The 20,429-nt window shown below is 70.5% G+C and carries 18 protein-coding genes; 7 read left to right on the forward strand and 11 right to left on the reverse strand.

The genetic code is table 11. The features are described 5' to 3' along the window. Positions 1-30: 30 nt before the first annotated feature. The gene (locus tag P0084_RS13105) at positions 31-453 is read right to left on the reverse strand and encodes a RidA family protein (RefSeq protein WP_308917312.1); all 423 of its coding nucleotides are present in this window, start codon (positions 451-453) and stop codon (positions 31-33) included. 85 nt (positions 454-538) lie between these two features. Between P0084_RS13105 and P0084_RS13110 the strand changes: the two genes are divergently transcribed. The 4 genes from P0084_RS13110 to P0084_RS13125 all read left to right on the forward strand — a co-directional run bounded on the left by P0084_RS13110 (position 539) and on the right by P0084_RS13125 (position 6,201). After that, positions 539-1,261, forward strand: a complete 723-nt coding sequence (locus P0084_RS13110; RefSeq protein ID WP_308917313.1) for a helix-turn-helix transcriptional regulator — start codon at positions 539-541, stop codon at positions 1,259-1,261. 71 nt (positions 1,262-1,332) lie between these two features. Further along, positions 1,333-2,478: a pyridoxal phosphate-dependent aminotransferase gene (locus tag P0084_RS13115; protein ID WP_308917314.1), complete on the forward strand. Its 1,146-nt coding sequence runs from the start codon at positions 1,333-1,335 to the stop codon at positions 2,476-2,478. After that, on the forward strand, positions 2,475-3,560 hold the full coding sequence (locus P0084_RS13120) for an N-acetylmuramoyl-L-alanine amidase family protein (RefSeq protein WP_308917315.1): 1,086 nt from the start codon (positions 2,475-2,477) through the stop codon (positions 3,558-3,560). Before P0084_RS13115 ends, P0084_RS13120 begins: the two co-directional genes overlap by 4 nt. A gap of 97 nt (positions 3,561-3,657) precedes the next feature. Continuing rightward, positions 3,658-6,201 (forward strand): penicillin-binding protein 1A, encoded by a 2,544-nt coding sequence (locus P0084_RS13125; RefSeq protein WP_308917316.1) that lies wholly within the window; start codon positions 3,658-3,660, stop codon positions 6,199-6,201. Between the two features lie 38 nt (positions 6,202-6,239). Here P0084_RS13125 and rsmA read toward each other — a convergent pair whose 3' ends face one another. The 8 genes from rsmA to P0084_RS13165 all read right to left on the reverse strand — a co-directional run bounded on the left by rsmA (position 6,240) and on the right by P0084_RS13165 (position 15,000). Beyond that, positions 6,240-7,079: a 16S rRNA (adenine(1518)-N(6)/adenine(1519)-N(6))-dimethyltransferase RsmA gene (rsmA, locus tag P0084_RS13130; RefSeq protein WP_308917317.1), complete on the reverse strand. Its 840-nt coding sequence runs from the start codon at positions 7,077-7,079 to the stop codon at positions 6,240-6,242. After that, positions 7,076-8,059, reverse strand: a complete 984-nt coding sequence (gene pdxA, locus P0084_RS13135) for a 4-hydroxythreonine-4-phosphate dehydrogenase PdxA (RefSeq protein ID WP_308917318.1) — start codon at positions 8,057-8,059, stop codon at positions 7,076-7,078. The genes rsmA and pdxA overlap by 4 nt, the downstream gene beginning before the upstream one ends. Continuing rightward, entirely contained in the window at positions 8,037-9,239 is a 1,203-nt protein-coding gene (locus tag P0084_RS13140; protein WP_308917319.1) for a SurA N-terminal domain-containing protein, read from the reverse strand. The genes pdxA and P0084_RS13140 overlap by 23 nt, the downstream gene beginning before the upstream one ends. A gap of 10 nt (positions 9,240-9,249) precedes the next feature. After that, complete coding sequence (locus tag P0084_RS13145; protein ID WP_308917320.1) at positions 9,250-11,382, reverse strand: LPS-assembly protein LptD; 2,133 nt, start codon at positions 11,380-11,382, stop codon at positions 9,250-9,252. Next, on the reverse strand, positions 11,382-12,479 hold the full coding sequence (gene lptG / locus P0084_RS13150) for an LPS export ABC transporter permease LptG (protein WP_308917321.1): 1,098 nt from the start codon (positions 12,477-12,479) through the stop codon (positions 11,382-11,384). The genes P0084_RS13145 and lptG overlap by 1 nt, the downstream gene beginning before the upstream one ends. After that, positions 12,476-13,603, reverse strand: a complete 1,128-nt coding sequence (locus tag P0084_RS13155; protein WP_308917322.1) for an LptF/LptG family permease — start codon at positions 13,601-13,603, stop codon at positions 12,476-12,478. The genes lptG and P0084_RS13155 overlap by 4 nt, the downstream gene beginning before the upstream one ends. 78 nt (positions 13,604-13,681) lie before the next feature. Beyond that, a complete protein-coding gene (locus P0084_RS13160) occupies positions 13,682-14,389 on the reverse strand; it encodes an anti-sigma factor (protein WP_308917323.1) in 708 nt (235 codons plus the stop codon). Then, positions 14,386-15,000: a sigma-70 family RNA polymerase sigma factor gene (locus tag P0084_RS13165; RefSeq protein WP_374213654.1), complete on the reverse strand. Its 615-nt coding sequence runs from the start codon at positions 14,998-15,000 to the stop codon at positions 14,386-14,388. The genes P0084_RS13160 and P0084_RS13165 overlap by 4 nt, the downstream gene beginning before the upstream one ends. A 102-nt stretch (positions 15,001-15,102) precedes the next feature. On the opposite strand from P0084_RS13165, the gene P0084_RS13170 reads away from it, so the two are divergent. Beyond that, positions 15,103-15,960: a DUF4394 domain-containing protein gene (locus P0084_RS13170; protein ID WP_308917324.1), complete on the forward strand. Its 858-nt coding sequence runs from the start codon at positions 15,103-15,105 to the stop codon at positions 15,958-15,960. 146 nt (positions 15,961-16,106) lie between these two features. Here the strand turns inward: P0084_RS13170 and P0084_RS13175 are convergent, their stop codons facing one another. Both P0084_RS13175 and add read right to left on the reverse strand, forming a co-directional pair. After that, complete coding sequence (locus P0084_RS13175) at positions 16,107-17,180, reverse strand: BMP family ABC transporter substrate-binding protein (protein ID WP_308917325.1); 1,074 nt, start codon at positions 17,178-17,180, stop codon at positions 16,107-16,109. A 34-nt stretch (positions 17,181-17,214) separates the two neighbouring features. Next, a complete protein-coding gene (gene add / locus P0084_RS13180) occupies positions 17,215-18,237 on the reverse strand; it encodes an adenosine deaminase (protein ID WP_308917326.1) in 1,023 nt (340 codons plus the stop codon). A 233-nt stretch (positions 18,238-18,470) separates the two neighbouring features. Between add and P0084_RS13185 the strand changes: the two genes are divergently transcribed. Then, positions 18,471-19,946, forward strand: coding sequence for a leucyl aminopeptidase (locus P0084_RS13185; protein ID WP_308917327.1), 1,476 nt, complete (start codon positions 18,471-18,473; stop codon positions 19,944-19,946). Continuing rightward, positions 19,936-20,403, forward strand: a complete 468-nt coding sequence (locus tag P0084_RS13190; RefSeq protein WP_308917328.1) for a DNA polymerase III subunit chi — start codon at positions 19,936-19,938, stop codon at positions 20,401-20,403. The genes P0084_RS13185 and P0084_RS13190 overlap by 11 nt, the downstream gene beginning before the upstream one ends. Positions 20,404-20,429 lie beyond the last annotated feature (26 nt).

The raw sequence follows: 20,429 nt of genomic DNA on the forward strand, positions 1-20,429 counted from the left end.
GCCGGGTGGACCTCCACGCGGCGACGTCCTTCAATCGAGGGCGACGACGGCCTCCACCTCGAACAGCATGGCGTCCTGGGCGAGGGACGGGACGGGCACCAGCGTTTGGGCGGGCAGGCGGTCCCCGAACAGGTCCACCACGGCCCGCGTCAACGTTTCCAGCTTCGCCACCTCGTGGTCCACGACGAACGTCATCAGCTTGACCACGCGGTCCGGGGCGGCGTCCAGTCCGTCCAGTGCCACCGCGAGGTTCGCATAGGCCTGCCGCACCTGGGTGGCGAAGTCGGGGGCTAGTCCGCCCGCCGCATCCTGTCCCCTCAGGCCCGACACGAACGCCAGCCGCGCCCCCGGGGGCGCCACGACCACGGCGCTGTATCCGTGCGGCGTCGGATCCCACGATCCGGCGGGGGTCACGATCTCCGGCGTGGCGGTTGTGGTCCGTTGCGTCGTCATGGTCCGTCTCCTGCAGGATTGATGGTGATGGTGCCCTAAGCGCATATGGTGACACCCCCTGTCACCGTATGCGATATCGGGCAGCATGGATGTCCGGGACAGGCAGGACGCGTTGGTCCGCCGTCTGCGCCGCGGGGCGGATGCGACGGTGGCGCAGTTGGCGCGCGAGGTCGGTGCATCCCGGCGCACGATCCTGCGCGACATCGCGGCCCTGCGCGACCGCGGCTTCCTCGTGGTGACGGAGCCCGGGCGCGGCGGCGGGGTCCGCCTCGATCCGGGATCGGTTCAGACCACGCCGCGGCTGACCGTGGCGGAGGTGTTCGCCCTGTTGCTCGGGGTGGCGGCGATGCGTATGGCACGGAACCTTCCCTTCGGGGACCTGGCCGATGCAGGTCTGACCAAGATCGAGGCCGCGCTTCCGCCGGACCGCCTGCGCGACCTGCACGCGCTTCTGGCCCGGCTCTATGTCGGCGCGCTGTCCCCGCGGCAGGATCTGTCCGCGATGGGGCCGATGGACCCGGTGCTGCTGCCCGCGTTCGAGGCCGCGTTCCTCCGTAGGATGCCGCTTCGCTTCGCCTACCGCGATGCTAACGGGTGCAGGTCGACCCGAATCGTCGAGCCCCAGGCGATGCTGGTCCTGCCGCCCTTATGGTATCTCGTCGCCTGGGACCCGGACCGGGGCGACTTCCGTCGCTTCCGCATGGACCGCATCACGGGGCCCGCAATCGTCGATGGACCCCCCTTCCATGTGCGCCATGTTCCGTTCGACGACGACGTCTGCCCGTTCCGCCCCCCGGACGGACCCTGACGGACGCCGCATCCCGTGTTGACCCCGGCCCCCACGACCTTATCCCCGGGGGCGAACAGGCGGAGGGGCGGATGACGGACGCGCGGGGCGTATCGGGCAGGGGTCAGGTCGATCCCTTCATCGTGATGGACGTGATGGAACGGGCCCGCCGGGCGGAAGCCGCGGGCCGCCGCGTGATCCACATGGAGGTCGGCCAACCCGGCACGCCCGCCCCCGCCGCCGCCCGCCGGGCGCTGGCAGATGCGATGGAGCGCGGACCCTTGGGCTACACAGTGGCGCTGGGCCTGCCGGACCTGCGATCGCGGATCGCGCGACACTATGCGGACTGGTACGGCGTCGATCTGGATCCCGCCCGCGTGATCGTGACGGCGGGGGCATCGGGCGCCTTCGTCCTGGCCTTCACCGCCCTCTTCGACGCGGGCGACCGGGTCGGGCTGGGACTGCCCGGCTATCCGTCCTATCGCCAGATCCTGCGGGCCCTGTCCCTCGTTCCCGTCGGAGTGCAGGCACAGGCCGCGAACGGATTGCAACCGGTTGCAAGCGACGTGTCCGACGATCTGGCCGGGTTCATCGTCGCGTCGCCCGCCAACCCCACCGGCACCATGCTGGACTGCACCGCCTTGCAAGCGGTCGCGGACCGATGCTCAGCGATCGGCGCGCACTTCGTCAGCGACGAGATCTATCACGGGGTCGAGTTCGGACGGCGTGCCGTCACGGCGCTGGAGGTGTCCGAAGACGCGACGGTCATGAATTCCTTTTCGAAGTACTTCTCGATGACGGGGTGGCGCGTGGGCTGGATGGTCGTGCCGGGCCGGCACGTTCGGACGTACGAACGCCTGGCCCAGAACATGTTCATCTGTCCGCCCCATGCCAGCCAGGTCGCCGCGCTGCATGCGCTCGACGCGGCCGAGGAACTCGACGCCAACGTCCGCGTCTATGCGGCGAACCGCGACCTGATGTTGGACCGGCTACCGGACTTGGGGCTTACGCCCGTCGCGCCGCCGGACGGTGCCTTCTACGTCTATGCGGACGTGTCCCACCTGACGGATGACAGCGTGGCCTTGGCGGCGGACATCCTGGACCGCACCGGCGTCGCGGTGACGCCGGGGGTCGACTTCGATCCCGATCGGGGCCGGCGGACCCTGCGCCTGTCCTATGCCCGCACCACCGCCGAGGTGGAGGAGGGACTGGACCGCCTGCGCGGGATGCGCGGATGATACGTCGGACGGCGCTCCTGCTCGTGATCTTGTGGCCCCATGCGATCTGGGCCGACGTGATCGTCCGAAGGGTGGACACGACCTTGGACGGACCCGATGGAACCGTGACCGTGACCCTATCCGAACCGGCGCCCTGGACCGTCCGCATGTTGGGCGCGCCGCCCGCCCTCGCGGTCGGCCTGCCGCCTGGCGCCGCGGCGGATGCGGCGCTCGATCTGCGGACGGGACCGGACGGAAGCATGGTCCTGCGCGTGCCGCTGCCCGTGGCGGCGACGGTCGCGTCCGCCGAGATGCGGACCGGCACCGACGCTGCCGTCATCGCCATCGACATCAGGATGAACCCACAACCCGTTGAAGACGTTCTGGGTGATGCTGGAACGGGGGCGGTCACCATCGCCTTGGATCCCGGGCACGGCGGCGTCGATCCCGGCGCCCTGCGCGGGACGGCGAACGAGGCAGATCTCATGCTGTCCTTCGCCCGCGAGGTCGCGGAGGTGTTGCGGCGCGCGGGCTTCCGCGTCGTCCTGACCCGCGAGGACGACGCCTTCGTCAGCCTGCCCGGCCGGGTCAGCGCCGCGCGCGCCGCCGGGGCCGACGTCCTCCTGTCGCTCCACGCGGACGCGGTCGCGGGGGGCGGGGCGTCGGGGGCCACGATCTATGCGCTGTCGACCGACGATCCCGACGCCCTGACGGCCGAGTTGCTGACGCGGCACGGGCAGGGCGACAGGCTCGCCGGGGTCGAGCTGGATGCCCCTGGCGACGAAGTGGCGGGCGTGCTGATGGACCTCGCACGGCAGGACACCGGCCCACGGGCCGAAGCGCTGGCCGACGACCTGCTGGACGCGTTCCGGGATGCGGGCATCGACCTGCACAAGCGACCCCTCCAGGGGGCGGCCTTCACCGTCCTGAAGGCGCCCGAGATTCCGTCCCTCCTGCTGGAACTGGGGTTCATGTCGGACCCGCGCGATCTGCGCAACATCCAGGACCCGGTCTGGCGCGCGATCATGGCACAGGCCATCGCGGATGGGATCGCGGCCTGGACCCTCGACGATGCGGTCGCCGCGGGCCGCCGCATGCGCTGAACCCTGCCGACGTGCCGTCGTTTCGTGAACGAACCTGGCCTTCCGGGTCCGCGGTGGGGGTGCTAGGTCTGATCCATCGGGTACCGGGGAAGCAGGCATGATCCAGACCGCGAATCGCGCGCTGACGGGCGCGACCATGTTCGTCCTGTCCACCATCGGGGGCATCTTCTCGGCGGTGACGCTGGGCATCGTCGCGGCGGCCATCGCCATCGGCGGCGTCTTGTGGATGTATGGCCGCGATCTGCCCAACCACGAGCAGTTGGCTCAGTACGCACCGCCCACGATCAGCCGCATCTATTCGGGCGAGGGTCGCCTGATGGACGAGTTCGCGCGCGAGCGTCGCCTCTTCGCTCCGGCGGAGGAGATCCCCGATCTCGTCAAGCAGGCCTTCATCAGCGCGGAGGACAAGAACTTCTACCTTCATGCCGGGTACGACCCGCGCGCCATCGTCGCCGCCGCCGTGGAGGCCGTGGCCTCCCGGGGGCAGGAGGTGCGCGGCGCGTCGACGATCCCGCAGCAGGTGGTGAAGAACTTCCTCCTGAACGCCGACCGTCGGGCCGAGCGCAAGATTAAGGAGATCATCCTCGCCTCCCGGATCGAGGGGACGCTGAGCAAGGAGGAGATCCTGGAGCTGTACCTCAACGAGATCTTCCTGGGGCAGAACAGCTATGGCGTCGCGTCGGCGGCGCAGACCTATTTCAACAAGGTCCTGGGCGAGCTGTCCCTGGAGGAGGTGGCCTATCTGGCCACGCTGCCCAAGCGGCCATCGACCCTGCACCCGGTCCGCAACATGGAGTACGCGATTGAGCGGCGGAACTACGTCCTGCGCGAGATGTTCCAGAACGGCTACATCACGCGGGGCGAGATGCAGACGGCGCAGGCCAAGCCGCTGCTGACGGTCCAGTCGGGCCACATCGCGCCGTTCCGGGCTGGCCTGCCGCCCCGCGACTACTTCACCGACGAGATCCGGCGCCAGTTGACCGAGCAGTTCGGCGAGGACGAGTTCTTCACGCAGGGCTTCAGCGTGCGCGCTACCATCGACGCGGAGCTTCAAGCCACCGCCGCCCGCGCGCTGCGCACGGCGTTGCAGGACTACGACCGCAACCGCGGCGAATGGCGCGGCACGGGGCAGACCATCGACACCGCCCTGCTGGACGGCGACGGATGGCGCGCCGCCCTGGACGCGACGAAGGTGCCGCGCGACATCGACCTCGGGGGGGCATGGCGTCCGGCCGTGGTGCTCGACGTCGCGGACCAGGCTTTGACCGTGGGCGTGGAAGGGGTGGAGGCGGCCGGCACCGTGCCGCGGTCCGACATCCAATGGCTGCGCGGCGACTTCTTCGACAACTTCGACCCGGGCGACGTCGTCCTGGTGCGCGCCGAAGGCGATGCCTGGTCGCTCCGTCAGGTGCCGGAGGTGCAGGGCGGCTTCATGGCGATGGACGTCAACACCGGCCGCGTCCTGGCGATGCAGGGCGGCTTCAGCTATCAGCATTCGGTCTTCAACCGGGCCACGCAGGCGACGCGGCAGCCCGGGTCAAGCTTCAAGCCGTTCGTCTATGCCGCGGCGCTGGACAGCGGGTACCAGCCCAACACCATCGTCGTGGACGCCCCCATCGAGATCGACCAGGGCAACGGCGAGATCTGGCGTCCGAAGAACGCGTCCAACAAGTTCTACGGCCCCTCGCCATTACGGACGGGGATCGAACGGTCGCGGAATCTAATGACGGTGCGCTTGGCGCAGGATGTCGGCATGGATACGGTCGCGCGCTACGCCGAGAAGTTCGGCGTCTACGACCGCATGCCGGAGCTTCTGGCCAACAGCCTGGGGTCGCAGGAGACGACGCTCTACAAGATGGTGGCGGCCTATGCGATGTTCGCCAACGGCGGCGAGCGTGTCGAGCCGACGCTGGTGGACCGCATCCAGGACCGCGACGGGCAGACCGTGTACGCGCACGACCGCCGGGTCTGCCTGGACTGCGACCGCTTCGCCAGCTTGCCGGACGGGCAGGCGCCGCGGATCGAGTCCCGGCGCGAGCGTGTGATGGACCCGATCACGGCCTATCAGCTGACCAGCATGATGAAGGGCGTGGTCGACCGGGGCACCGCGTCGCGGACCGTCAACCTGTCCGTGCCGATCGCGGGCAAGACGGGCACGACCAACGACAGCAAGGACGTCTGGTTCGTGGGCTTCTCGTCCACCATCGTCGCGGGCTGCTATATCGGCTTCGACCGGCCGCGGAACCTGGGGCGCGGGGCGTCGGGCGGCGGGACCTGCGGGCCGGTGTTCGACGACTTCATGGAGGAGGCGATCGCCAAATACGGCGGCGGTCCGTTCGAGGTGCCGCCGGGCGGCTACTTCCAGAACATCGACCGGTACAGCGGTGCGCGACTCCCGGCGGACGCGTCGGGCGACCATGTCGTGGCCGAGTACTTCCGCGAGGGCGCGGACCTGTTCGCCGGACTGGGCGCGGGACTGGTGATCGACGGCGGCTTCGCGATGGCGGGCGATCTGCCGCTCTATGGCCGGGGCGAGGACGCCGCCGACGAGGGGACGCAGGTCCAGACATCGACGGGGGACAGGGTCGTGGTGCCGCCGCGCGCGACGTTCGGCACGCTGTCCTCCGGCGGGCTCTACTGACGGCGTGAGGGCGTCGCGGTCGGGGTGCGCGGGCCGCGTCAGGCGTCCGCGACCACCCGCGCCAGGGCGCACCACCCTTCCAGGGGCACGACTTCCGCCCGGTCGGTGGGGCGCAGGCCGGCCGCGCGCAGCCGGTCCTCCACATCCGGGCCCAGCCCCTTCAATGCCGCGCGCAGCATCTTGCGGCGCTGGTTGAACCCTATCGCGACCACCCGCTGCAATACGACTGGATCGGCGGGGAAGCGGGGCGCGGGCAGGGCGGCCAGGTGGACGACGGCGGAATGGACCTTGGGCGGCGGAAGGAACGCCTCCGGCGGCAGGGACATCACGATCCGCGGCTCGGCCCGCCATTGCGCCAGGACGGCCAAGCGGCCATAGGCCTTCGATCCCGGCATCGCCGTGATGCGCTGCGCGACCTCGCGCTGGAACATCAGCGTCAGCGACGACCAGGGCGGCGGCCAATCGGGCGGCGTCAGCCAGCGGACCAGCAGCTCGGTCCCCACGTTGTAGGGCAGGTTCGCGATCACCTTCCACGGCGCCGTCAGGTGGGCCGTGGGGTCCACCGCCAGGGCGTCGCCCTCCAACGCCGTCAGCCGCCCGGGATAGGCCGCCGCGATCTCGGCCAGGGCGGGCAGGGCGCGGGGGTCCTTCTCGACCGCCAGGACGTGGGCGGCCCCCTCGGCCAGCAGGCCGCGGGTCAAGCCGCCGGGACCCGGCCCGACCTCCAGCACCTGCGCGCCCGCCGCGCCGCCCAGGCGGGCGATGCGCGCGGTCAGGTTCAGATCGAGCAGGAAGTTCTGACCCAGCGCCTTGCGGGCGCGTAGTTCGTGGGCTGCGATCACCGCCCGCAGGGGGGGCAGCCCGTCGTTGGCGGTCATCCGCGCCGGGCCGCCATGTCCCGCGCCAGCCGCAGGGCGGCGACCATCGAGGTCGGGTCGGCCCGGCCGGTGCCCGCGATGTCGAACGCCGTCCCGTGGTCGGGCGAGGTGCGGATGAACGGCAAACCCAGCGTAACGTTGACTCCACCCGCGAAGTCGATCGTCTTGATGGGGATCAGCGCCTGGTCGTGATACATGCAGACGGCCGCGTCGAAGCCGGCCCGGGCGGCGGGGTGGAACATCGTGTCGGCGGGCAGGGGGCCGAAGCAGCCCAATTCGGGGGCCAGCCGTTCGATCAGGGGGGCGATCCAGTCCCGCTCCTGCCGCCCCATCGTGCCTCCCTCGCCCGCATGGGGGTTCAGGCCGGCCACCGCGATGCGCGGCCGCTCGATGCCGAAATCCCGCCGCAGGCCGCGATGGGTGATCCGCAGCGTCCGGTCCAGCAGGGCGGGGGTCAGCGCGTCGGCGACCCTGTCCAGCGGGATGTGGATGGTCGCGGGCACGACGCGCAGGGCGTCGCAGGCCAGCATCATCACCACGTCCGCATCCCCCGCCAGGGCGGCCAGGTACTCCGTGTGGCCCGGATGGGCGAAGTCCGCGCCGTCCGTCAGTGCCTTCTTGTTGATCGGCGCCGTGCAGACCGCGCCCGCCACCCCGCGCCGGGTCAGGTCCACCGCCCGGGCGATGACGTCGATCACGCCGGACGCGTGCCGCGGATCGGGGCGCCCGGGCGTGGCGGGGCCCGGGATGTCGTGGGGCAGAACGCACAGGGCGTCCGGCCCGACCTCCCCCGGATCGGCAATGACGCGGATGGGCACGCCGTGGCCTGCGAAGTGATCGGGGTTGCCGATGGCGAAGAACGGCACGTCGGGCGCCAGCGGATGCGCGCTCGCCACGACCTCCAGCCCGATCCCCGCCGGCTCGCCGCAGGTGACGGCGATTGGCGGTGCGGCCCCGTCAGGGGCGGGTGATGACGGCATCGGCGCGCAGTGAATCGAGGTATCCGCGGGCATAGTCCGTCAAGCGCTGCGTCAGCAGCTGCTGCCCGACCCGCTGGAACAGATCCTCCGACGCGTCCGTCACGCGCTCGCACAGCATCACGAAGCGCAGGGCGCCGGCATCGGACAGCACCGTCGTGACCTCGTTCTCGTCCAGCGCAGCCAAGACCTGGCGCAGATCGGCGGGCAGTTGCGAGACGGGGAACGTCTCGCGTGCGACGGTCTGCCCCGCCACGGCGGCATAGAGGTCGTCGCAGGTATCGATCCGATCGCGGATCCGCTGCGCGCGGGCCAGGGTCTCGGGGGTGCGGCCACCGGGCAATCGCAGTTCGGCATAGTCCACCGACAGCGTGTCCGCGGTGACCGGCAGACCCTCGTCGATGGCCCGCAACAGATAGATCCCCACGAAGGCCCCCAGGTTCAGCGGGCGCGTCCGCTGGCCGGGCGCCAGCGCCAGGATCTCGCGCGACAGGGCAGGGGCAAGGCCCGCCACGGGGATCCAGTCCAGGCGTCCCCCCCGTTCCGCCGAAGGCGCACGCGAGAAGCGGCGCGCCGCTTCCTCGAACGCGGCCGGCCCGTCGATGGACGCGGCCAGCTCCTCGGTCGCGCGCAGGAATTCGTCCACGCGTTCGGGGGGCAGGGGCAGGGCGATCTCGGACAGAAGCACGCGCGTGCCCGACGTGGTCGTGCCCTGTGCCAAGGCCCGGCGCACCGTCTCCTCGGACGGGCGCGCGCGGGGGCCGAACCGGGCCTGGACCAGTTCGCGCCAAAGCAAGCCGTTGCGGACGAAGTCGCGGAACGTCTCCGGAGCGACGCCGTTGCGCTCCAACTCGGCGACGAACCGGTCGGGCGCCAGGTTCGCCCGGCCCGCGAACTCGACCATCGCGGCGTCCAGATCCTCCGCCGACACGTCGATCCCCTCCGCCCTGGCCGCTTGGACCTGCACCGCCTCCTCGATCAGGCGGTCCAGCGCGCTTTCGAAATCGGCGTCGGGCGCGCGCAGCAGCCCCAGGAAGCGGGCGCGTTGCTGGACCTGATATTGGTTGATGACGGTTCCGTTGACCGTGGCCACCGGCGCAAACAGCGACTGCGCCGCGGCGGGCCTGGGCATCAAGCAAAGGGCGCAGGCCACCAGCACCAGGAGGGTCGAGAGCGTCTTCATCGATGGGTCCTTACGTGCCGCAGCGGTTCCGCCGCTTCCTTGCATCATCCGCGCCGAATCCCGCAAGCTCGACGCTCAGCCCGAACAGCGTCGTCGATTGCAGGACCGACCCGGAGGTGAACCGCCGCTCGACGTCGAAATCGACCGTCACGCAATCGGAGCGATAGGTCAGACCGATCCCCGCGCGGCTGGCGTCGTTCGTCACGAAGTCATAGCGCCAGTTGACGCGGCCCGTCCAGTCGGCGGTCAGGTCCACGCCCGCGTCCAGGCCCCACTCGGACGTGTCGATCGGCCGCCCCGCCGCGGCGTCCGCTTCCAGAAAGGTATAGCGTGTCTCCAGCCGCGCATCCGCGTCGCGCCACCGCAGGATCGTCTCGGACCGCGACACGTCCAGGCGGTCGTCGAACAAGGTCCGCGACAGCACCGAGATGCGCTCGCCCGTGCCCGCGGCCAGCGACACCAGCCAATCCGAAGCCTTCGAATCCAGACCCGTCCCCGTCGGGAACTGCGTCAAGTCGCGGGTGCGGAAGGTGCGACCGACGAAGGCGTCCACCGACCAGCCCTCCAACGGTTCGCGCGCATAGGACAGGCCCAGGTTCACCCGGCGACCCAACTCGCGCACGTCACGGCCGGGAAAGCGCGAGGTGGCGGTCAGGTTGCCCTCGTCGAACTCCGGCGTGATGCTGTCCTCGTTGGGGACCGCGGGGCGGCGGTCGGGCGCCAGGACGATCTGGGCGATCGACTGCAGGACGTGCCGCACGGTGCCGTCGTGGCGCACGAGGGGCAGGCGCGCCTCCAGCCCGGCATACGGGACGAAGCGCGTGACCATCCGGTCCGCGAAGGTCGGGTCCTGCGCCACTTGGTAGACGTCCAAATGCCCTTCGGCGAAGGCGGTCGTCACCAGGCCCGGTCCCAGGACCCAATGCCGCCGCCACCCGGCCGAGGCCGACAGCCGCGCCACGTCCCGCGCGGAGGACGGGGGGAAGCCCGGGGGGGCGACGCTGACCGGCCGTTCCCGTCCGTGCGCCTCGATCTGCCAACTTCTGATGCCGCCCCACAGGTCGCGGCGCTGCTCGCGGGTCAACGTCACCACGCGGGACGGCAGCGTGTCGCTACGCTCGCCGTCGCGCAGGGTGCGGAAGGCGATGACCTCCGCCAGGATCCGGTTGTCGCGTTCCACCCGCGACAGGGCGATGCGGCTGTCCAGGCGGTCCTTCTCGGTGATCGCATAGTCCAGCAGGTACGTGTCGTCCGTGACGGCCTCCAGGTCGAAGTCGAGCCGGTAGTTTAGCGGAAGCACGAACGACCCGTCCGCGAAGACATAGCCACGGGTGGATCCGCGGCGGGTGTCGTCGCGACCGAACGCCCCTTCGATGGCGAAGGCGCCCGCGTCGAACGCCTGACGGTACCGCAGGTTCAGCGCCGTAGCGCCCCGGTTCGTGGCGAACGGCGCCACGGTCAGATCCCGCGACGGCCCCAGCGCGACGAAGTAGGGGACCGTTACGCCGGTCCCCAGGATGTCGTCCGACCGGAACCGCGGAGCTAGGAACCCGGTCGACCGCGCGAGCCCGGGTCCCGGCAGTCGTAGGGTCGGGAACCAGGCAACGGGCACGCCGGCGACCTCGAAGCGCGCGCCTTCGAAGTAGAGTTGTCGCTCGACCTCGTCGCGGACGATCCGGCGGGCACGGATCTGCCACAGCGGCGTGGGTCGGTCGGCGCAGACCTCGCAGGAGGACGCCACCGTCTCGTAGAGTTGCGTGTAGCGTCCCGCCTCGTCGCGTACGACCTCGTTGGCGGCGATCTGCAGGCGGCGGTCCAGGACCAGCCTGGCCCCGCGCAGCACGGAGCCGCGCAGGTCGCGCGATAGCGACGCGAAGTCGGCGACCAGGATCGATCGGTCCCCGTCGACCAGCGTCAACGGCCCCTCGACCAGCAGGCGATCCTCCTCGCGCAGATAGGTCAGCCGGCGCGCGCGCAGGACGCGTCCATCGGCGAATATCTCGACCGCGCCGCTGGCTGTCAGGCTGCCCTGGTCGAAGGCGATGTCGTCGGCGACCAGCGTCGCGGGACCCGTCTGTGCCCGCGCCGCAGGGGCGGTCGCGATCAGCATGGCGACCAGGAGATAGGCGAATCCCTTCCCCATCAGCCGTCCTCCAGTCGCAGGATGATCCCGAGCGCCAGCAGGATCGCCGCCAGGGGCGGGGTCCAGGCCGCCAGGGCGACCGGGATCTGGCCCGACTCGCCCAGCACCTGCGCGAAGTCCCGAAGGAAGAACATGCCGAAGCCCAGCACCAGCGCTAGCAGAACCAGGGGCCCGGTCCCGCCCGCCCGCACGTGTCCCATGGTAAAGGCCGCGCCGATCAGCACCATGGCGGCCAGCATCAACGGTGAGGCCAGTTCCATCTGTAGCCACATGCGGTGCGCCAGCGCGGAGAACCCCGCCGCCTCCAGCCGGGCGACGAAGCGCGGCAGCTCGAAGATGGGGATGGCAGACGGCACGCCGAAGCTGTCGCGGATCTGGTCCTCCGTCAGGGTGGACGGGATCGTCAACAGGGGCACGGTCTCCGCGTCCCGCTCGGGGTTCTCCGACGCCGCCAGCGGCCAGCGCTTGGCGGAACGCAACGACCAGTCGCCGTCGCGCAGTTCGGCCCGTGATGCGTCGATCCGCTCGACCGGGGTGCCGTCCTGCGCGAAGGATGTGAATGTCGCATCGAACAGGACCGTGCCCGCCAGCGACGAGCGCAGCGCCTGGATCACCGTCTGCCCATCATCGTCACCCTGACGCAGCCAGACCCCCTCGTCGTCGACCGACAGCACGGAAGTTGAGTCGTTCGCGAAGCGCGCCGCTTCGCGTTCGTACGTCGCCTGCGTGGCTGCGACGATCGGGTTCACGACTGCCAGCCCCGCAATCCCCAGGACCAGCGCCGCCGCGGCGGGGGCCGAAACGGCCCGCAAGCCCGATTGACCGGCGGCTCGGACGACAACCAATTCCGAAGAGCGCGCGAGCGAAAGGAACAGAGCCAGCGTCGCCAGGATCACGATCAGCGGCAGAATCTGGTTAAGTGCCCCGGGCAGGTTCAGCGCGGCCAACCGCGCGGCGTCGCCCAAGGTGGCGCCGTCGTCGCCGAACCGGCGCAGCTGTTCGGCCAGGTCGATGGGCAGCATCAGGCCGGTGAAGACCAATGTGACCAGCGCGGTCAGGAACGCGAAGCGCCGCGCTAGGTACAGCGACAGGGTCATGCCGCCCGCCCTCGGCGGAACGGAGCCCGGGACGCCGTGCCGCGCCAGAGCAGTCCCGCGGCCAGCGCCGCCCCGATCAGGACGGCCAGATACGTCATCCATAGCGCGCCGTCCTCCACCGCCGCCTTCTCCCCCACGTTGGCGAGCAGGTGCAGGATGATGGCGACCAGCACGGCGGCGCCGATCTGCCGCCACAGCCCCATTCGGGAATAGCCGCCGAGCAAGAGGAACCCCAACGCTACCAGCGGCAGGACCGCGGTCAACAGGGGCTCCGCGATGCGGGCATGGCCCAGGTACCGCAATTCCGCGGCGCTGCGTCCGGTGGTGCCCCGCAGGGCCGGGCTGGCCGACAGCAGCGCACGGGTCCCCATCTCGCGCGCGTCGCGTCGCCTGACCTCGTCGCCCCCGGCCAGCCCCGCCAGGTCATAGGCGAAGTCCGCGAACGTCGTGGTGATCAGGTTCCGGGACGCGCGGTCCAGGGTTTGGGCCATTCCGTCGAGCATCACCAGCCGCGGGCCGGTCGATCCGGGCCGTCCTTCCAGCAGATAGGCGCGCGCGGCCGTATAGGTCGTGTTCGACCGCCACCCCCGACGGTCCTGCAGGAACAGGCCCAACAGCTCGCCCTCCGGCGTGACGTAGCGAACATAGACGGTGACGCCCGTGCCGGGGTGCAGGAACTCGCCCGCGCGCAGGAAGCGGGCCGTGACGTCGCGGTTCAGTGCCTCCCCCCGCTCGGCCAGGACCGTGCGCGCGGCGGGCACCAGCGCATTGCCCAGGATCGCGGCCGCCAGCCCCGCCGCGAGCCCGAAGACCAGAACGGGTCGAGCCAGGCGCCAGGGGCCCAGCCCGGTGGTCTGCGCCACGATCAGTTCGCTGTCCGACGCCAGCCGGTTGACGCCATAGAGCGTCGCGATCAATGCGGCGAAGGGCAGCGTCAGATAGATGACGTAGGGCAGGCCCAGGGCCGTGAACTCCAGGAATACCCGGAGGTTCGAGCCCCCGGCAATCAGCCGGTCGAACAGGCCGATGGCCCGGTTCACCCAATACACCGCCGCCAGCACGGAAGCGAAGAAGGCGAAATAGACCAGCAGGCGGCCCGTCAGGTATCGGTCGAACGTGCTCACGGGCGGGGCGGCTCCGGCGGGGGTCGGCTTCTTCCTAGCCGCGGCGCGCGACCGGGCCAAGGGCGTCGCCCCCGTCCGTCACGACGACGGGCCGACGCCCGGGATGTCGACCGTCCCGAACACGCGGCCCGACGGCGAGCCGGTGGGCGACCCGCCGGGCGGTTCCTCCGACACGCCCAGCGTAAGGGTGCCCCGCACGGCGGCGATCTCGGGCGGCAGCGGCAACCGCACGGTCTCGCCGGCGGGCCACAGGCCCACGGACTGCGCTGGCTCGTCCGGCCCATGCGCCCAGACCTGCAGGACCCGGCCCGGCGGCGCGGCCCCAGCGGTCCGCGTCAGGACGACCTCGTCGCGGGTCTTGTCCACGACCGCGATCACGCGGAAGTCCCCCGCCTCGGACGCGATCTCGGCCGGATAGAGCGGCCCGCCGCCGCCGTTCCGATCGAAGGATACCAGCAGAAGGACCGCCACGGCCAGGGCCAGCGCCGCCCCGGCCAAGACCTGCCACGGGCCGGCCCGCCGCCAGAACGGCTTGGGCGCCGCGTCCGGGAACAGGCGGGCGTGCAGGGCCGCGCGGGCGGCGGCGGGCGGCGGGACCGGCGCAAGATTCCCCAGCGGGGCCAGCCGCGCCTCCCACGCCAGCACGCGCGCGGCGAAGTCAGGCTCAGCACCCGCCCGGCGCCGCGCCGCGTCGCGCTCCGCGTCCTCCAGCAGGCCCAGAGCATATTCCGCCGCCAGCACGTCGTCCCGCTCGTCCTCGGGGATGGGGTCCAATTCGTCCGTCATCGCGCCATGCACGCCCGCAGCGCGATCAGGCCGCGCCGCAGCCACGTCCGCATCGTGTTGAGGGGGACGCCCGCCTCCGCCGCCAGCCAGGCATAGCTGCGCCCGTCCAGATACGCCCCCGTGATGGCCGCGCGGCGATCCGCAGGCAGCTCGTCCAGGCAGGCCACCAGGCGTCCGGCCTCGGACGCGGCCACGGCCGATTGCTCCGGCGTCGCGCCGGGCGCGGCCAACGCGGCGTCGTAATCGGCTACGTCCGCATCCCCGCGACGCGCGCGCAGGCGGTCGATGGCGGTGTTGCGCGCGATCGTGATCAGCCAGGTCATCGGCGAATGGCCCGTCGCGCGATAGCGCCCCGCGTTGCGCCAAACCTTTACATAGGCGTCTTGCATCGCGTCCTCTGCATCCCGCCCTGCACCCAACACACGGATGCACACCGCGTGGAGTTTCCCGCTCGTGGCATCATAGAGCGCGGTGAACGCCGCCCGCTCCCCCAAGGCCGCGCGTGCGATGTACCCTTCGATCGCCGCGCGATCCGCCGCGACGTCCCCCGACGGCGCCGCGGGCCGGTCCCGCCGACCGGACCGTCCGTCCGTGGCGCTCACAGCGCCCATCCGCAAAAAACCGACCCGACCGAAACTTCCAACCCTCGCCCCCCGTGGCTCCGACGATTGGTCCCGAAACGCGGGGCCAGCACAAGGGAAAAGGCACACGACATGGACACGACACGGATCGCACTCGCCACGGCGTTCGCGCTCGCGACCGCCGGCCCGGCCCTCGCCATGGGCCATGCGGGCACGATGGGTTATGCCCTCGCCGGGGACGGCGCGACCCTCGTGACCATGTCCGACATCGCGTCGCCGGGCGACGCGCGGACCTTCGACCTTGATGCGCCGCTGCGCGCCATCGCCTATCGTCCCGTGACCGGGCAGCTCCTGGGCTACGCCGACGGCGCGATGTACGAGATCGACCCCGCGACCGGCACGCTGACCGACCTGGGCGCGACCTTCGCGGACGACGCGTCCATCGGCGCGGGGGCAGTCGCCTTCGACTTCAATAATCAGATCGACGCCGTGCGCGCGGTGGGCGCGGACGGCGCGAACCTCGTCTATTTCCCGGAAGGGTTCGGCGACGGGGACGAGCGGGCGAACTCGGTGCGCCGCTTCACGGATGCGTTCTACGTCGACGGCGACGCGTCTGCCGGCGCGGACCCGTTGATCTTCGCCAATGCCTATACCAACGCGATAGACGGGCGTACGGCCTCCGCCACGGCGCAATACGCACTCGATGCGCGGGCCAACGCCCTCGTGACGCTGGCCAACAACGCGGGCGAGCTGGCGACGGTCGGCCTTCTGACGATCGATGGGGATGCCGTCGACGTCCTCGACACCGGCGGCTTCGACATCGTGTCGGAGGCGGAAGGATCGGACCTCGCCTATGCGGTCTTGCAGATCGACGCTGAGGACACCGCCGGCCTCTATCTCGTCGACCTGAGCTCTGGCGCCCTTACGCTCCTGGGCGAGCTGGGCTTGGGCGGCATCACGGGCTTCGCGGCCTCGCACGGCGGAATGTAACGCGGATACGAGTAGGGGCCGGCTTGGCCCGCCACCCCCGCCGCGCATGTGCTGCGAGGGACGCCCCGGCCGAAAGGCCGGGGCGTTCTAGTTTCAGGGGTCCGGCACCACAGGACAGGGTCGCTCTCCGGTGCATCGATGACCGCCTAGCGCGGCATCGGGCTCGCGATCCCGTCCAACAGGAAGTCCATTCCGGCCAGGGATCCGTCGTCGGCCACCGCCCCGTCGGCCAACCAGACGGACCCGTCCTGCCGCCGCAGGGGCCCGGTGAACGGATGCACGGCCCCCGATGCGATGTCCGCAGCCAGCGCCCCGGCGCTTTCGCGCACCTCCGGCGGCATCGCGTCCGAGAAGTCGCCCACCAAGACCATCCCATGGGCCAAGCCGTCCCACCGGTTCCCGCTGGTCCAGGTGCCATCCAGCAGCGCGCCGATCCGTTCGGCGTAGTAGGGGGTCCAGTTGGTGATCACCGACGACAGCCGCGGGTACGGCGCGTATTCGACCATGTCCGACGTGAACCCGAACCCCCATCCGGTCCCATGCGCTTCGATCGCGGCCAGGGGCGCGGTCGAATCCGTCAACGACAGCACGAAGTCGGCCCCCTGTTCCAGCAGGGCCCGCGTCGCGTCCGCCTCCCTTGCGGGATCGAACCACGTGTTGATCCACACGATGTTCATCTCGACGTCCGGGGCCTGCTGCCGGGCATGGGCGAAGATCGAGTTGATCCCCCGGAACACCAGCGGGATCGGATAGGGCGCGACGATCCCGATCTTCTTCGTCTCCGTCATCCGGCCCGCGATATGACCCATCACCGCCAGCCCTTCGTAGAAACGGGGGTTGTAGACGGCCACGTTCGGCGCGGTCTTGAACCCGGTGGCATGCTCGAACCGCACGTCCGGGAACCGGGATGCTACCGCGATGGTCGGGTCCATGTAGCCGAACGACGCCGCAAAGATCAGGTCCGCGCCCCGCAGCGCCATCTGCGTCAGCGCGCGTTCGGCGTCCGCGCCCTCCGGCACGCTCTCCTGGACCATCATATCGACCCGTCCGTCGAACCGATCGATGGCTTCCTGCATGCTTTCGTGATGGTGCTGCGACCAGCCGCCATCCGTCTTGGGTCCCACAAGCAGCAGGCCCACGGTCGCCGTTTCCGTGGTGGCCGATGCGATGCGCGGCGTCATCAGCCCGGCGCTCGCGGCGAGGAACGTCCTGCGATCCATGATCGATCCTTTTCCTAGGGATGAGGGGGCGCCGTCAGGCGGTCGCGGAGGCGTAGGCGTCCAGTTCGCGCAAGAACCCGTTCCGCAGATCCGCATCCACCCATGCGGCCTCGAAGGCATGGCGGCTGACGGTGATCAGATCGTTCCGCGTGAGGCCGGCCTCCGCCTGCGTGATCTCGAACGTCCCGTTCATGTAGTCGCGTCCGAAATAGGCCGGGTCATCGGAGTTGAGCGAGAAGTGCAGGCCATGCTCCATCGACCGCCGCACCACGTCCTGCTCGTGCGGACCTCGGATCATGGTATTGGCGGTGGGGCAGATCGTGAAGTGCAGGTTCCGTGCCTTCGTCTTCTCGATCAGGTCGGGCCTCTCCAGGATGTTGGCGCCGTGGTCGATGCGGTCGACCTCGATGTCCTCGATCACCTGCCGGATGTGTTCGTGCGTGCCGGGGATATCCAGGTCGCAATGCATGGTCAGGTGGAAGCCCTCCGCGCGGGCCCGGGCGAAGTGGTCGGCGAACTTCGACGGCGGGTTGCCGTTCTCGTCGGAATCAAGGCCCAGGCCCACGATCCGGTCCCGGTGCGGGATCGCCCATTCGAGCGTCTGCATGGCCGAGTCCGCGCTGCGTTCGCGAACGAAGCACAGGATCAGCGCCGACTTGATGCCGAACGCGTCCTCGGCCCGCTTCCGCCCGTCGGTCAGCCCTTCGATCACCACCTCGAAGGGGACGCCCCGGTCGGTATGCTGTTGCGGGTCGAAGAACATCTCGGAATACAGCACGTTCTGTGCCGCCACCCGTTCGAGGTATGCGTAGCACAGGTCCGAGAAGTCCTGCGCCTTCAGCATCACGAACGCGCCGTCATAGAACACCTGCAAGAAGCTCGGCAGGTCGTGGAAGACATAGCTTTCGCGCAGTGCCTCGATCGTGTCGAACCCCGTATCGACCCCGTTCCGTTCGGCCAGCGCGAAGCGCATCTCCGCCTCCAGCGTGCCTTCCAGATGGACGTGCAACTCGGCCTTCGGCAATCCGTGGATGAAGCGTTCCATCTCGGTCGTCATAGGCATCCCCCCCCCGTCGGTCGCGCCCGTGACGCGGGTCGCAGGCCGATGGTGCGGCGGCTGTGGGGCGCCAGGCAACGGTAACGGCACAGCGCCACGTCGGCTGGGGCGGGGTCTGCCGGAACTTTGGGCGGTTCGGTCAGCCGCGCGCCGATGCGTGTTCCCGCCCCTCTGGCCTTCGCACCGGCCCCCGCCTAGGTTTCGCGCGACACCCGCTGCCCGGAGCCCGCGCCATGACACGACCCGCCCCCGTCACCTTCACGGCGTTCGACGCGGACGCCGCCGCCGCCCATGACGGCATCCTGGCTGTGATCGTGCCGGCCGATGGCAAGCTGTCGCAGGTCGCGCGTCGGGTGAACCGCCTAACTCGGGGTGCGGTGGAACGCGCGACGGCCAGCCCCGCGTGGGAGAAGCTGTCTGACGGGGATCTGATGGACTTGGCCTTCCCGGCAAACGCGGCTGCCTCCGCCGTCGCGGTCCTGCGCCTGCCCGATCGCCCCGACCGCGACGTGGCGATGAGGGCGGGTGCGGCGCTCGCCCGCCTGCGCGGCACCCGCGCCGTCCTGCTGGCGGCGGGCAAGCACCGCGCCGCTGCCGACGTGACGCTGGGCCTGGTGTTGCGCGACTACGACTTCACCGACCACAAGACCGGCGACAAGCCAGGCGACCCCGCCGCCGTGACCGTGGCCGTGTCGAAGCCCGACGAGGCCACCACCACCTTCGACGCCCATCGAGCCGCTGCCGAAGGCGTGTTCCTGACCCGCGACCTGGTCAACGCGCCCGCCAACGTCCTGACCCCCGTGACCTTCGCCGAACGCTTGGACTCGCTCCGCGACCTCGGCGTGGACGTCGAGGTGTTGGAGGAGGATGAACTCGAACGGCTGGGCATGCACACGCTCCTGGCCGTGGGGCAGGGATCGGCCATGCCGTCGAAGGTCGTGGTCATGCAGTGGAACGGCGGCGGGGACGAGAAGCCCCTGGCCCTGATCGGCAAGGGCGTGACCTTCGACACCGGCGGCATCAGCCTCAAACCCGGCGCGGGGATGGAGGACATGACCATGGACATGGGCGGCGCGGGCACCGTGGCGGGCGCCATGCACGCGGTCGCCACCCGCCGGGCCCGTGCCAACGTCGTGGCCCTGGTGGGCCTGGTCGAGAACATGCCCGATGGTCTGGCGCAGCGCCCCGGCGACGTGGTCACGTCCATGAAGGGCGACACGGTGGAGGTCATCAATACCGACGCCGAAGGCCGTTTGGTCCTGTGCGACGTCATGTGGTACGCACAGGACCGGTTCGCGCCTGCGGGCATGATCGACCTCGCCACCCTGACCGGCGCCATCATCGTAGGCCTGGGGCACGAGAACGCGGGCGTCTTCTCCAACGACGACGCGCTCTGCGATGCGTTCCTGGCCGCCGCGAAGGCCGAAGGGGAAGGCGCATGGCGGATGCCGCTGGGCGCGGCCTACGACAAGCTGCTCAAGTCCCGCGTGGCCGACATGAAGAACGTCGGTGGACGGGCTGCGGGATCCATCACTGCCGCGCAGTTCCTGCAACGCTTCGTGAAGGACGACACGCCCTGGATCCATCTCGACATCGCGGGCGTGGCCAGCGTGGCGAAGGGCACCGACCTATCGCCCGCGGGCGCCACCGGTTGGGGCGTCCGCGCGCTGGACCGCCTGATCGCCGACCGGTTCGAGAATGCCGGCTGAGGTCTATTTCTACCACCTCACCCGCCGCTCCGTCGCCGAAGGTCTGGCGATGCTGCTGGACCGCGCCCTGGCGCAGGGCTGGCGTGTCGCCGTACGCGGCAGAGACCTCGCGCGCCTCGAACGGCTCGACGCGGATCTGTGGGGCGGCCCGCCCGACGCGTTCCTCCCCCACGGGCTGGCGGGGGGCACGCACGACGACCGACAACCCGTCCTCTTGACGACCGCCGCCACCGCGACCGGCCGGGACTGCGTCATGACCATCGACGGGGCCGACCTGGACGCGGGCGAGCTGTCCGACCTCCGGCGCGCCTGCATCGTCTTCGACGGCATGGACGACGACGCGGTCCAGCACGCCCGCGGCCAATGGGCGGCGCTCAAGCGCGCCGGGATCGGCGCCCGCTACTGGTCGGAGGAATCCGGCAAGTGGGCGCAGAAGGCGACTGCGAACGTGGACTGACCCTCCGCCAGCGGGCATCGGATAGG

Source organism: Jannaschia maritima (genome assembly GCF_030973515.1).
GTDB classification, from domain to species: domain Bacteria; phylum Pseudomonadota; class Alphaproteobacteria; order Rhodobacterales; family Rhodobacteraceae; genus Jannaschia; species Jannaschia maritima.

What these genes read in the sequence shown, in the direction of transcription:
- P0084_RS13175 (WP_308917325.1), bottom strand. Translation starts at nt 17,180, where the DNA reads ATGGATCGCAGGACGTTCCTCGCCGCGAGCGCCGGGCTGATGACGCCG.
- P0084_RS13145 (WP_308917320.1), bottom strand. Translation starts at nt 11,382, where the DNA reads ATGGGGAAGGGATTCGCCTATCTCCTGGTCGCCATGCTGATCGCGACC.
- P0084_RS13165 (WP_374213654.1), bottom strand. Translation starts at nt 15,000, where the DNA reads ATGGGCGCTGTGAGCGCCACGGACGGACGGTCCGGTCGGCGGGACCGG.
- P0084_RS13110 (WP_308917313.1), top strand. Translation starts at nt 539, where the DNA reads ATGGATGTCCGGGACAGGCAGGACGCGTTGGTCCGCCGTCTGCGCCGC.
- P0084_RS13115 (WP_308917314.1), top strand. Translation starts at nt 1,333, where the DNA reads ATGACGGACGCGCGGGGCGTATCGGGCAGGGGTCAGGTCGATCCCTTC.
- pdxA (WP_308917318.1), bottom strand. Translation starts at nt 8,059, where the DNA reads ATGCCGTCATCACCCGCCCCTGACGGGGCCGCACCGCCAATCGCCGTC.
- P0084_RS13170 (WP_308917324.1), top strand. Translation starts at nt 15,103, where the DNA reads ATGGACACGACACGGATCGCACTCGCCACGGCGTTCGCGCTCGCGACC.
- lptG (WP_308917321.1), bottom strand. Translation starts at nt 12,479, where the DNA reads ATGACCCTGTCGCTGTACCTAGCGCGGCGCTTCGCGTTCCTGACCGCG.
- rsmA (WP_308917317.1), bottom strand. Translation starts at nt 7,079, where the DNA reads ATGACCGCCAACGACGGGCTGCCCCCCCTGCGGGCGGTGATCGCAGCC.
- P0084_RS13160 (WP_308917323.1), bottom strand. Translation starts at nt 14,389, where the DNA reads ATGACGGACGAATTGGACCCCATCCCCGAGGACGAGCGGGACGACGTG.
- P0084_RS13190 (WP_308917328.1), top strand. Translation starts at nt 19,936, where the DNA reads ATGCCGGCTGAGGTCTATTTCTACCACCTCACCCGCCGCTCCGTCGCC.
- P0084_RS13140 (WP_308917319.1), bottom strand. Translation starts at nt 9,239, where the DNA reads ATGAAGACGCTCTCGACCCTCCTGGTGCTGGTGGCCTGCGCCCTTTGC.
- P0084_RS13120 (WP_308917315.1), top strand. Translation starts at nt 2,475, where the DNA reads ATGATACGTCGGACGGCGCTCCTGCTCGTGATCTTGTGGCCCCATGCG.
- P0084_RS13125 (WP_308917316.1), top strand. Translation starts at nt 3,658, where the DNA reads ATGATCCAGACCGCGAATCGCGCGCTGACGGGCGCGACCATGTTCGTC.
- P0084_RS13185 (WP_308917327.1), top strand. Translation starts at nt 18,471, where the DNA reads ATGACACGACCCGCCCCCGTCACCTTCACGGCGTTCGACGCGGACGCC.
- add (WP_308917326.1), bottom strand. Translation starts at nt 18,237, where the DNA reads ATGACGACCGAGATGGAACGCTTCATCCACGGATTGCCGAAGGCCGAG.
- P0084_RS13105 (WP_308917312.1), bottom strand. Translation starts at nt 453, where the DNA reads ATGACGACGCAACGGACCACAACCGCCACGCCGGAGATCGTGACCCCC.